The 12,130-nt window shown below is 46.0% G+C and carries 9 protein-coding genes and 2 tRNA genes; 5 read left to right on the forward strand and 6 right to left on the reverse strand.

Translation table 11 applies throughout. The annotated features are described in order from the left end of the window. Positions 1-327: 327 nt before the first annotated feature. The 3 genes from F557_RS0100015 to F557_RS0100025 form a co-directional block, all read right to left on the reverse strand. The gene (locus F557_RS0100015; protein WP_019000221.1) at positions 328-996 is read right to left on the reverse strand and encodes a hypothetical protein; all 669 of its coding nucleotides are present in this window, start codon (positions 994-996) and stop codon (positions 328-330) included. 148 nt (positions 997-1,144) lie between these two features. Then, a complete protein-coding gene (locus F557_RS0100020; RefSeq protein WP_019000222.1) occupies positions 1,145-3,256 on the reverse strand; it encodes a transposase in 2,112 nt (703 codons plus the stop codon). A 437-nt stretch (positions 3,257-3,693) separates the two neighbouring features. After that, positions 3,694-4,140 carry a DUF412 family protein gene (locus tag F557_RS0100025; RefSeq protein WP_157617707.1) on the reverse strand — a complete coding sequence of 149 codons (447 nt, stop codon included), beginning with the start codon at positions 4,138-4,140 and terminating at the stop codon, positions 3,694-3,696. A gap of 531 nt (positions 4,141-4,671) precedes the next feature. On the opposite strand from F557_RS0100025, the gene pta reads away from it, so the two are divergent. Both pta and F557_RS0100045 read left to right on the forward strand, forming a co-directional pair. Beyond that, positions 4,672-6,750 carry a phosphate acetyltransferase gene (pta, locus tag F557_RS0100040; protein WP_019000225.1) on the forward strand — a complete coding sequence of 693 codons (2,079 nt, stop codon included), beginning with the start codon at positions 4,672-4,674 and terminating at the stop codon, positions 6,748-6,750. A gap of 168 nt (positions 6,751-6,918) precedes the next feature. Then, positions 6,919-7,854 carry an NAD-dependent epimerase/dehydratase family protein gene (locus F557_RS0100045; RefSeq protein WP_019000226.1) on the forward strand — a complete coding sequence of 312 codons (936 nt, stop codon included), beginning with the start codon at positions 6,919-6,921 and terminating at the stop codon, positions 7,852-7,854. 13 nt (positions 7,855-7,867) lie between these two features. On the opposite strand, the gene tsaA is transcribed toward F557_RS0100045, so the two are convergent. Next, positions 7,868-8,575: a tRNA (N6-threonylcarbamoyladenosine(37)-N6)-methyltransferase TrmO gene (gene tsaA / locus F557_RS0100050; RefSeq protein WP_019000227.1), complete on the reverse strand. Its 708-nt coding sequence runs from the start codon at positions 8,573-8,575 to the stop codon at positions 7,868-7,870. 5 nt (positions 8,576-8,580) lie between these two features. Beyond that, positions 8,581-8,958, reverse strand: a complete 378-nt coding sequence (gene rcsF, locus F557_RS0100055) for an Rcs stress response system protein RcsF (RefSeq protein ID WP_019000228.1) — start codon at positions 8,956-8,958, stop codon at positions 8,581-8,583. 575 nt (positions 8,959-9,533) lie between these two features. On the opposite strand from rcsF, the gene F557_RS20820 reads away from it, so the two are divergent. Continuing rightward, a complete protein-coding gene (locus F557_RS20820) occupies positions 9,534-10,028 on the forward strand; it encodes a type II toxin-antitoxin system HicB family antitoxin (protein ID WP_157617708.1) in 495 nt (164 codons plus the stop codon). A gap of 50 nt (positions 10,029-10,078) precedes the next feature. Here F557_RS20820 and F557_RS0100065 read toward each other — a convergent pair. Continuing rightward, a tRNA-Gly gene (locus F557_RS0100065) sits at positions 10,079-10,152 on the reverse strand. 191 nt (positions 10,153-10,343) lie between these two features. Between F557_RS0100065 and gltX the strand changes: the two genes are divergently transcribed. Then, a complete protein-coding gene (gene gltX / locus F557_RS0100070) occupies positions 10,344-11,759 on the forward strand; it encodes a glutamate--tRNA ligase (RefSeq protein ID WP_019000230.1) in 1,416 nt (471 codons plus the stop codon). A 208-nt stretch (positions 11,760-11,967) separates the two neighbouring features. Beyond that, a tRNA-Ala gene (locus F557_RS0100075) sits at positions 11,968-12,043 on the forward strand. Positions 12,044-12,130 lie beyond the last annotated feature (87 nt).

Raw genomic sequence — 12,130 nt, forward strand, 5'->3', positions numbered from 1 at the left:
TTAACACGCTTGCAGCCGACTCTTTGTCTGACAGCGTACTTATCTTTATTTACTCCGTAAACAATAACAACAGTATTTTTAGGTCTTTCTACATCAAGAATATCTCTAGGTATTGGCATATCAAACTCCGCAAACATATAGTCTAATTATAAGCTATAATTAGACTATACTCAAGAAAAATTTCACAATTTTGTCGATATTTTTTAATTTTTTTAGAGAGAAAACGGGATTTATGTCTATCTGAAAACTGAGGTAGTTATGTTGTTGATTGGTATATTGAGTAAATAATGAGATATTGAGACAAGATGTGCTCAATATTTGCACATCTTATATAGTATTACTAATTGGGAAATTTCTATTTAATGGGAGTCCAGCTGTAAAACCAAATGTTGCTCCAATGGTCCATGTGGTTCCGAATAAAGGGATTGAACCATTATGTTTATTGAGTTCCCCCCCAAATGACTCACCTTCTTCTGCTAATTCAGATAAGTGTGAAATTCTGCTTTGAGAAAAATACCCTCCGTTTTTTTTATCAGCAAAAGTTAACTCCATAGATTCCAGTACTAAAAATATTAAATTTTGTTTTTTTTGTGGAAAAGTTATAGACACAGATTTGGGATCTACATAATGATATTCTATAAACGTATTATCAATTATCAAATTTTTTATGTATTGATATAAGTCTAATTTTATAAATGCATATCCTAATGATAAAATTGTCCATGTGGATAAACAAAGTAAAGCGCGATTGTAAGATTTTAAGAAATACCAAATCAAACTAACAATAGAAACAATGGTAATCAGAGGTATACAAAAATTAACAATCGGTGAAGTAGTTTGATCAAATGTAAGATCACCTATAGGGGCCTGAATATGAAAAAGTATTTCTTCAGGCCGGGCATTAGGAAAAACAATAAACGTGTAAAACAAACAAGAACAAATTGCGGCCAAAAACAGTATAATTAATATTTTAAAAAATATAAATATCAATTTCATTTTTTAAGTTTCTCAAAAGGTTTTGAACTAAAGCTATGTACCAGCCACTCATCCTAAGATCAAAAGAAATTTGTGCATACAGCAACAACCACATGTGACTATGTGATTATTTAGGTGCACGACACCCCAATATCATCGATTCACAGAATTATGGCTGTTGTTCCAAAGACTTAATATTCTGTTCGTACTCAGCCAGTGCTTCACTCTTCGCCTTTTCTAGACTCTCTTTGGCCAGAGCCAGAGTTTCTTCGCAGGCTTTTTTGGCGGTGTCAATCATATCGGTTATCTTTGCCATTACACTGTCACAATCCTTGGTGTCGCATTCTTCACGTTTATAGCTCTTTCGCAGTTTTCCAAGCTTTTCTTTTGCTGTTTTCAGAGCATTATCACGAGCTTCAAGAGCCTTTTCTTTGGCTTTGAGATATTTCTTCTCCGCTCTTGCCACAGCCTTATCCTTCCTGTCTTCAGCGCGTTTCCTCAGAATGTCATTTTTTCCCTTTTCCTGAGCGGCGAGCTTTTCTTCAGGAGACAAAGGGGCGGTGTTATTTGCGGTATTACGTTTTGTGCGAAGCGTTACCGGAATTCGGCTCATGGGGATGCCTTCCAGTATCTCCCGGCGCAGGTCTTCTATTTCGAGATGGCCGGGAATGGAATATCCAAGTTTTTCAAGAGCTTCCCGCACATCAACATTCGGAGTTTTCAGTACCAGCAGGGTATCTGACCGGAAGCATTCCCAGCTGTCAAGGCAGACATTCAGCCCGGACATGGTCATATGGGCAGGCGCAACTCTCTTTCTGTAGGCACGGTATATTGTGGTTTCGATAATGTCATGAAAGATCTTGCCTGTCACTGTCTGCTTGTTCCATTTTGCCATAGGAAGTATTTTAAGATAAGCCTTTGCATCCCGGAAAAAGCTTTCTATGTGAGCTCGGCTGCGATAATCGATCAGCGCGTCTCTTGGAGTCTGCTCTTTGTTGCCGATCAGTATGAAGAATCCGTTTTTTACCTGATACCACTCCTTTTGAGATCTTGTTAAGCCGCACCATTCATCATAATTATCCTCCCTCCAGTTTCGAATCAGAGCCTCAGCCTGTGTTTTGTCGACATAAACGTAGGCAAATTCAGGCTGCTCAAACAGATTTACTTCAATGCGCCGCCCAAAAAATGTATGGTACTCATAGTCAAAAACGTAATCAACATTGTCGATATCAGGTTTGCAGGTTACATAGAGTTCATCGTGGGGATAACCGTTGGCAGCCGGCATTCTTACCAGAACAGATCTCTCATGGAGATTGCCGTTTTCATCCTCTGCCATGGAGTTATTCCGGTTAAATGCTTCAAACAGCTCCTTGCGGGCATATCCGGCATCGAGAGCAAACATGAATATGGTAACGCCCAGGGGTGCTTTAACATCGGCGCTGATGGACTGGAGAGTGCTCTTATCCAGAACATTGGCCGGTATTATTTCGAACCACATCGGAATATTTGTCTGAATATCAAGAACCAGCACAAGTCTTGACTGCATCTCCGCTCCTCCGGTTCCGTGATTGCTCAGGGCATTAAACGGGTTGTTCTCAGCTTCGCCGGGCAGGGGTGTGGAATCAACATAACATCCGCGGCCAAATTCCGGATTTTCCTTTCTCATTTCCGTCAGAAGCGTTTGGAAAAAGCGCACCTTGATGGTGTCATCGGACATCTTCTGATAATACAGAGAATCACAGTTCAGCGTGCTGTAACTGACATCAGAAAGAATGCAGGAAAGCACATCCCGCTTCAAAAAATCTCCGCATTTGATGGCGGCTCCGTTTCTGAGACAATCGTGAGCAACATGCGCCAGAACCTTCTGGTAAAGGCTGTTATTCTCGCCAAATGATTTGCGAAGCACTGACATGAAAGGTGTCTTGGATAGTTCGGAAAAGAAAAGGTAGGTGTTTCCGAAGTTGGTATGGATACTGGGTTCCTCTATGTGAAACTTTGTGCCGGCAAGCCTTTCATCAGACGGAGACACATCTGTGAAACGATCCAGGCTTAAATCATAGTGCACCAGCCCTCGTTTAGGAGAGTTAAAAATCCCCTTCATCCTGTCGTCCGGATCAATCCAGAGCACCTTGCCGAGACGTTCCACTACAACCCTTTTGGAGTGATTGCCTTTGTGATTGCCTTTCGGATTGGGCTTGTAGGCATTTTTAACCAAAGAGGCAGATCCAGAGATAATAACATTATCATCATTTCTCACAATATTACGATAATTGATTATCATGCCACCCCCCTAAAATCAGAAAAATCTACCGTTCGTTGAATGCTCATTTGAGCATTCAACAGTGTACAGCAAGAATAAATAAAGCGCAACAGAATTTTGCATTAAAATTTTATTATTTTTGTGAGAGAAGTACTTGACAAAATTAAAAGAATCAAACACGACTGAATAAATAATTTGCACGACGGCATTTTCGGCAATCACGAGAGTGGTGTGTGTAAAAGCCTTTACAGCTAAAGGTTTGCAGAGATTATGTGATTAATGGAGATGTTTTTATTATAAAAACATTGTAGGGAGCAGTAATATTATGAAAGAGTGTCGATCAAGGTAATGTCACTTTTATAATTGAAGAGAGGTTGCCTACATGTCAGCTGCACACATTCTCTCCTGAGATGGTATGTGTACCCAAAACTTTTTCGATCTTCGGTTTAAACGGCTCCTTAGATATCATCCAGAAACGGCTTAGGATTTGTTCCAGCATTATCAAGGGCCTTTCTGAGAGCCCGGGCCAGGAGAAGCACGTCCGGGGCGGAGTCCGGAATATCCCCTGCCGATCTGCAGATTCTGGCATACCAGGCAATCTCCCGGGAATTGAGCTTCCTTAACGAGCGTTTTCCCAGTGTACGGATTCCCCAGAGCGGAGCCAGAAACCCCAGCATCAGCATGAACACTGCAGAAGGCCAGAGATACGGCGGAAAACTTACTGCCGAAAAGCGGAGGAAGCAGAAATACCACACAATGAAAAAGCACAGCACTGGAGGCATCCATTTTGAGGCATATACCACCATGGAGGCAATCAGCCCCTCCCGGTACATGGCATTAATCACCTTAATATCCCGCGGCCAGATTCGTACCATTTCCTTACCGCGTCTGAATAGTTCCGACAATATTTTCCTCTCCGGCACACTGCTGTCATCCGAAAATTCGAATTGAGCATTTCTGATAACGTATTTGAACACAAAAATCGCGTCTTTCTATCTTACTCCAAAAATCGCTAAAACATCATATCCTGCCGTACTCCTGAAAAAATCCCCCCGCCAAAACCGCGGCATTTTTTCTGCCGGAAATCTCTCCCCCCCTCTCTCAGGAAATACCGAAATTTACCGTTTTTTTAACAGACAGGCAGCCCTGAAACCGGAAAGAGCTCAAAAATGAAGCTGTCTCTTATTTTTCATAATCAGAAAATTGCTCCCCTTTATGATATGGGCTATACTCTCTATTTAAGTTCTTAACTCACGGTGAGCAGTTTAAAAGCCTTGATTTATAAGGCTCTGCACTCATCAGATATGCAGGAAGAATATCCTGTTTCACCGTACAGGGGAATTCTTCTGACTTTTTGAAAAGCAGCGGAAAGCCAGTACAAACCGTATCTCCATATCCCGTATTCAAAAGAGGAAAAGCCTGTGGCACGTACAATTATGCTCTACCCGGTCAACAGCGAGGCCGGTGCAACTTCTGTAAGTTTAGGTCTTATCAAAGCCATGCAGGATGCCGGCGCAAAGGTAACGTTCATTAAACCGGTAGCCCAGCCAAAAACTTCGGATGTGGGTTCTGAAGCCAGCACCGCAACCATCAGAACCAGTACCGGACTCAGTCTTCCGGAGCCCATCAAGGCTTCCTGTATGGAAAGCATGATTTCCAGCAACAAGGAAGATGTTCTTCTCGAGGACATTATCGGGAAGTTCGAAACACACCGTGCAGAATCCCAGGCCGATATCATCCTGGTGGAAGGTCTGGCTCCTCAGGAAAGACATCCCTATGCCGTATCCCTGAATGCTAAAATCGCCAGCGGCATCGATGCCGATATCATTCTCCTGGCCAAGCCTCAGGGAGATGTGGAGCATCTTAAAAACACCATCAAAATCACTCTCAACAGCCTTTCCGAGATTCAGAGATCCCGGGTTATCGGAGTTGTTTTCAACAAAATCACCTCCGAGGCTGATCTCAAAGGGCTGGAGCTTACAGGTGTAACCAAAGCCCTGGCCGTAATTCCCCTGAACCGCAAGCTTAACGTCACCCGTCCCAGCGATCTGGCCAAATACCTCAGCGCTCATTTTATTAACGTTAAAATCCTGAATACCGGCGATATCAGAAACAGAAGACTGTCTGATGCCGTCTTCTGCGACTGCCAGGCAGAAAACGTAGTTGAGCTTCTTGAAGAGGATGCTCTGGTAGTAGTATCCAGCGACCGCACCGACGTTATCAAAGAGGTTGAAAAGGAAGCCTCCAAGGGAACTAAGCTCGGCGCACTCATTCTTACCGGTACCGCTCCCATCTCCGCTGATGCCGAAGCTGCCCTGGAAAGCATTTACAAAACCGGCCTCACTGTTATCCGTACAGAAAACCAGGCCTGGCAGACCGCTATTGACCTCAAGGATTTCAATAACGAAATTGGCATCCCTTCTGATGACGAGGATCGGGTGCATGCCATCTCCGACTTTATCGGCAGCTGCTTCAGCAAGGAGCTGATCAGGGAACTTGTACAGGATAATCCTCACGAAAGGCTCTACAGTCCGGCAGCATTCCGCTATAAGCTCACCGAAACCGCCAAGGCCGACAAAAAGAGAATCGTTCTCCCTGAAGGTGACGAACCCCGTACCGTAAAGGCAGCAGCCATCTGCGCCGAAAGAGGTATCGCCACTCCGGTGCTTCTGGGTAATCCCGATGAAATCAGAAAGGTTGCCGCAGAAAACGGCGTTACCCTGGGAGCAGGAGTTGAGATTATTGATGTGGAACAGAGCCGCAGCAAATATGTGGATCGCCTGGTAGCTCTCAGGCAGGCCAAGGGAATGACTCCTGAAAAGGCTATTAAGGAACTTCAGGACAATGTAATGCTCGGCACCATGATGATTGACAACAATGAAGCCGACGGACTGGTATCCGGCGCTGTCCATACCACCGCCAACACCATTCGTCCGGCTTTCCAGATCATCAAGACCGCGCCGGGAGCCAAGCAGGTATCCTCAATCTTCTTCATGCTGCTTCCGGATCAGGTTCTGGTCTACGGCGACTGTGCCGTTAACCCCAACCCTACCGCAGAGGAACTGGCTGGCATCGCCATTCAGTCTGCTGATACCGCCAAGGCATTCGGCATTGAGCCTCGGGTAGCCATGATTTCCTACTCCACCGGCAGCTCCGGCAAAGGCCCCGATGTTGATCTGGTAAAGACAGCCACCGCTGCTGTAAAAGCTCAGCGACCTGACCTTTCGGTTGACGGCCCTCTGCAGTACGATGCCGCCGTGGAAATGAGCGTAGCCCGCACCAAGGCCCCGGATTCTCCCGTTGCCGGCAAAGCCAACGTTTTCATATTCCCGAACCTGAGCTGCGGCAATCCTCTTTACAAGGCTGTACAGCGCACCGCCGGACTAATATCCATCGGTCCCATGCTGCAGGGATTGAAGCGTCCGGTTAACGACCTGTCTCGCGGCGCCCTTGTGGACGATATTGTATACACCATTGCCATTACGGCAATCCAGGCACAGCAGCAAAAGGCCTGACGTCTGACCTGACAGTCTCCCCCGAAATCGTTTCATCATGCTGCCGGGGGAAAACAGGGGCGGTTTTCGCAAGGAAGCCGCCCTTTTTGCAGCTTAGACGGATAATAAAACAAATCTCTCCCGGAGATTTAAATTTTCCACTCCCGGAGGGACACACAGGAAGATAGCATGAACATTCTCATTACCGGCGGCACCGGCTTTATCGGACGGCATCTCATATCCGATTTTTTATCACGGAGTCCGGATATTGACTTCACCGTACTCACCCGTAAAAAAGCTAAGCAGGTATCCTGGTTATTTCCGGGGATTCCTCCCGGGAAACTGCAAATCATCAATGATACCGGAGAACTTCATGACAGACATCCGGATATCATGATCCACCTGGCCGGAGCTCCGGTCTTCAGCATGCTCCCCTTTTTTGAAAACACTGCGGAACTGACAAACTCCCGAACGGGATACACCGCAAAACTATTAACCCGCCTGGCCGCAGCCGGAATACTGCCCGACACCATAATCATGGCCGGCAGCACGGGAATATATCCGCCGAATCAGATCCCCTGTCCGGAAGAAACCCCGTCAGGAAATTCCTTTCCGGCCATGCTCGCAAAAAACTGGGAAAATGCCGCCGCCGGAACCTTGGAAGAGCTTCGGCAATCCGGAATCATTTCCAAAATCCCCAGGCTGGTTACCATGAGATTCAGTACCGTTATGGGAAAAAGCGGCGGTTTTCTGAAACCTTTTCTGATAGCCAAAGGACAGCCGGTTATCATCCCCGGAAATGGAAATAACATGCTCTCCTGGATAAGCATCCCCGACACCATGGAAATCGCCTGGAATCTTGTCCGGGTATGGCGGAATTTTTCCGGAAGCATAAATTTAGCAGTTCCGGTTCCTCTGAGTCTTAACGAAATCTGCCACGATATTGCGGAGCTCAATCGGGCAATATGTACCGTTCATCTCCCGGAAACACCACTGAAAATAGTGAAACCGAAGACCGCAGCATTTCTGCTGCTCTCAAATACCGCCAGACCGGATGCCCTGACCAGGCTGGGATATTGCTTTCGTTATGAAAATTTCAGGGAATACCTGAAAACCATCATCTGAATGCCGAAATACTCTATAGCCGGTCAGCCGCCACCACCACTGCCCGGTTTCCGGAGACCCGCCATCTTATATTGTAGTTATAAAGCTGCACCCCGTAGCACCGGTCGTCATCAGATATTTCGTGCCGATAGGCCGGACGGGGATCCTGTCCCAGAACCTCTTCGATAAGTTCCCGGAACTCCGGAATTCCAGAAGCCAGAACGGTCTCCTCTGCCGCTTCCTCAAAAACTACCTCCATATTTGCCGGGGGCTCCTCTGCAAAACCGGAACGGGCTTCGGGAACGCTGTCCGTAAATCTGATATAGGGCTTCACATCAAGAACCGGAGTTCCTGATACCAGATCGGCTCCGGATATTCTGAGATAAGTTCCCTGATCATCCTCGGAAACCTCCAGGAGCTCTACTACCGAAAGTCCTATTCTGTTGGGCCTAAACGGAGATCTGGAGGCAAAAACCCCCACCGAACGGTTACCACCCAGCCGTGGCGGGCGCACTCTGGGCTGAAAATCCCGAAATTCCGGAACCATGCTGAAATTAAAGAGCACCCAGAGATGACTGAAGCCTTCAATTCCGGTAAAGGCATCCCGCACATTGTATGGCGGATAAAAACGAATTCTGAAACTGCCGTGTCTGACCAGAGCGCTTTGCCGGGGAACGGCAAACTTCTCGGCAAAAGGAGACTCAATCCACCCGACAGGAGCAATATTCAGATTCAGATTCATAGCCGTCAGTCTTCCTTTACATAAACGGCACGAGCATAGCAGGAAACACTGGTAAGGCATACCGGAGTGTTTTCGAGAGCCACGCAGGAGGTATAGACAATGCCGTTGGCTTTTCTCATATGTGCTTTTTCACGGGCATCCAGCCGGGCATCTCTCTCTGTAGCTTCTGGTTCATCTGCAGAAAGCTGACAAGACATCCCCTCAACAGTGCCAAGACTTTCATAATTAAGCTCCCGGAGCTCACTGTTCTTGTAGACCTTGATATTGGCTTTGGAAAAATAATCCTCAGCCTTTTCGGGACTAAGGTTCGTTTCAAAGGAAAAATAACTGCATCCTGTCATTGCCAGACCGGCAATAACGCCAAAAATATAAACAATTCTCATCTCTACCCCAAAATATAAGGCCAGCCTCGGACAGCAACCGCATTCCGGTCTGATGAGTATACATCACCGGCTGGTTATCAGTGAAGAGAATACAACACTTTCCTCAGAGTTACTGTTTATGAGCTGTATATGCAAAGTCCGCTAAATCATTCATTCCCCAAAGCTGGTGGCTATTTTAAAGGCTTCGTGGTATCTGATTTCAGTAGAACTCTGTGTTTACCCCGAAATCAGAACTCCTGAATTTATGGTCTTTGATTTCCCCTATATAATCACCAGTAAAATAATACTGTATGTAAATTTTACTTTATTTGCAAATAATTTTCTTTATAATGATAAAGAAACTAACAATGTTTTTGACAGCAAGAAAATATCAAAATGCAGTACATGAAAACAAAGTCAGACCTGCCAAAGACACAAGGCATGATTAACCGGAATTCAAGAACGGATGCATATTTACCATAATCCTGCACTATGAAATGACGAAAAACCAGCCACAGGAACTGTCAGATAATCCGGGATGTGGTCAGAGCAATCGTCGGAAACAGCCGGTTTTCCAGATAAGGTTATACAAAAATATGGACATTAACGACTATCTTAAGTATTCAGCCAGTATTAGAAAAGGGGATCGTTTTTTCATTATCAGCATTGATGGCAACGGATGGGAAGGGGCTTTAAGTCAGGGACGGGATATGGAAGAAGCCCGCATGATGGCCAAGGAAGCTATATATGACTATATTGAAGGTCTTGTAGAGTTTAAAAAAAGAGTCCCCGTTCCGACCGTAATTGACGACGGGAGCCGGTTTATTATTGATGTCGGCTATGATACAGCTTTGAAGATTATGCTCAGAAACACCATGATTGATATGATGGTAAGGCCTGCTGAACTTGCCAGAAGACTCAAAGTCAGCAATCAGAGGCTTAACAGCATCCTAAGCTTCAGAAAAACTACCGGGCTTAATGCTCTGGCAGACTGCTTCAATGCTCTTGGAAAACCGCTAAGCATTACTCTCTGGGATCAGAGGCAAATCAACTCCAATCTGTCTGAAATTACAAAAAAGGAATATTTTTAGCAGACTAAAGGCTTAAACGCAAAGAATCAGGAGAAACTGAAAAAAGAAAGTGGAGCGAGAGACGGGAATCGAACCCGCGTATAAAGCTTGGGAAGCTTTCATTCTGCCATTGAATTACTCTCGCAAAGACGTGCGTATGATACTTGATTAAAAACTGCGGCGCAAGGATTTTTTCATTTTTTTACGTACAGCCATCCATTCCACAACAGTTCATTAGTGATTCTGTATTTAAAGAATGCCTTTCACAGTGTTAAAATGACATGCTGTCAATTATCGTGATCAATTCACATCCACACACTTACGGAATTTTAAGAAATGGAAGTTAGAACCCGTTTTGCTCCAAGTCCTACCGGATATCTCCATGTCGGCGGCGCCAGAACCGCTCTCTACTCCTGGCTGTATGCCCACCACCACCACGGCAAATTCGTTCTCAGAATCGAAGACACCGACCGCGAACGTTCAACACAGCCGGCAATTGATGCCATTATCGAATCTATGAAATGGACCGGACTTACATGGGATGAGGGTCCTTTCTATCAGACCAAGCGCTTTGATCGCTATAATCAGGTTATTGACGAGCTTCTCGAAAAGGGCCTGGCCTACAAATGCTACTGTAACAAGGAGCGTTTGGACAAGGTGCGCGAGGAGCAGCTTGCAAATAATGAAAAGCCCCGTTATGACGGACACTGCCGCGAAGACCATTCCGAGCACACTCCCGACGAACCGTACTGCATCCGCTTCAAAAATCCCCGCGAAGGCAAGGTAAAATTCCATGATCTTATTCGCGGCGATATTGAATTTGACAACGCCGAGCTTGACGATCTGGTAATCCGCCGCACAGACGGCACTCCCACCTATAATTTCTGCGTCGTAATCGACGACTGGGATATGAAAATCACCCATGTTATCAGAGGGGAGGATCATATAAACAACACCCCGCGACAGATCAACATCTACAAGGCTCTCGGTGCTCCGGTTCCCGAATTCGCCCATGTATCTATGATTCTCGGTGATGACGGTGCCAAGCTTTCCAAAAGACATGGCGCGGTAAGCGTCATGCAATACCGCGACGACGGTTTTATGCCTGAAGCTCTTATCAACTATCTGGTACGGCTGGGCTGGGGACACGGAGATCAGGAAATTTTCTCCCTGGAGGAAATGATTAACCTGTTTGCTCTGGAAAATGTCTCAAAAAGCGCTTCGGCATTCAGCTCCGACAAGCTGAAATGGATGAACCAGCACTATATAAAGACCCTGCCTCCGGAAAGAGTTGCCGAGGAGCTGGTATGGCAGATGGAGCATCTCGGAATCAACTACAGCCAGGGCCCCAGTCTGACAGAAATCGTCAAGGCCCAGGCCGAAAGATGCAAGACTCTGAAGGAAATGGCTGAAAATTCCGTTTATTTCTATCAGGACTACACCGAATACGAACCCAAGGCCGCCAAAAAATGGTTTAAGGAAAACAGTGCTGAAGCTCTGGAGCGCTCCCTGGCAAAACTGGAGGCCGTAAGCGACTGGAAAGCCGAAAATATCGAGGAAGCTTTCAAAACTGTGGCCACTGACATGAATGTGGGACTTGGCAAGGTGGGGATGCCTCTCAGACTCGCAGTTACCGGCCGCGGCGTATCTCCGGAAATGGGCATCACCATGGAGCTCGTGGGCCGCGAAAAGACCTTTGAGAGAATCAGAAGAACTATCGCCTATCTCCGTAGCGGCGCCACGCAAAACTGATTCCGGAGTCTTTCCCCCGGAAACTCCTCCTCAAACACGGGAAAACAGCACCCTTTGTTTTCCCGTTTTTGTTTCGATAAAGATGAGGATATTTCTTGAAAAACGTCGAAAACCACCCCGAACCTAAACACTGCAAAGCCAAAATTTAAAAAATTTAAAAAAAATATTTGACACGGAATATCCGTTCATGTATCATAAGCGGCGTTGAGGGGTTATAGCTCAGTTGGGAGAGCGCTTGCATGGCATGCAAGAGGTCCGCGGTTCGATCCCGCGTAGCTCCACCATGAAATCCGATTCCGGTTCATGATCTTGGTTTTCTTCCGTTTTTAAAGCACTTATTCTTGTTCCTTTAATTGCACTTAATTGTTTTT

It is taken from the genome of Succinimonas amylolytica DSM 2873 (genome assembly GCF_000378405.1).
Taxonomy (GTDB): Bacteria; Pseudomonadota; Gammaproteobacteria; order Enterobacterales; family Succinivibrionaceae; genus Succinimonas; species Succinimonas amylolytica.

Excerpts from the sequence above, each read along its gene's own strand:
- tsaA (WP_019000227.1), bottom strand. The coding sequence starts at position 8,575 with ATGAATCTGAATCTGAATATTGCTCCTGTCGGGTGGATTGAGTCTCCT.
- F557_RS0100045 (WP_019000226.1), top strand. The coding sequence starts at position 6,919 with ATGAACATTCTCATTACCGGCGGCACCGGCTTTATCGGACGGCATCTC.
- gltX (WP_019000230.1), top strand. The coding sequence starts at position 10,344 with ATGGAAGTTAGAACCCGTTTTGCTCCAAGTCCTACCGGATATCTCCAT.
- F557_RS0100020 (WP_019000222.1), bottom strand. The coding sequence starts at position 3,256 with ATGATAATCAATTATCGTAATATTGTGAGAAATGATGATAATGTTATT.
- F557_RS20820 (WP_157617708.1), top strand. The coding sequence starts at position 9,534 with ATGGACATTAACGACTATCTTAAGTATTCAGCCAGTATTAGAAAAGGG.
- F557_RS0100015 (WP_019000221.1), bottom strand. The coding sequence starts at position 996 with ATGAAATTGATATTTATATTTTTTAAAATATTAATTATACTGTTTTTG.
- rcsF (WP_019000228.1), bottom strand. The coding sequence starts at position 8,958 with ATGAGAATTGTTTATATTTTTGGCGTTATTGCCGGTCTGGCAATGACA.
- pta (WP_019000225.1), top strand. The coding sequence starts at position 4,672 with ATGCTCTACCCGGTCAACAGCGAGGCCGGTGCAACTTCTGTAAGTTTA.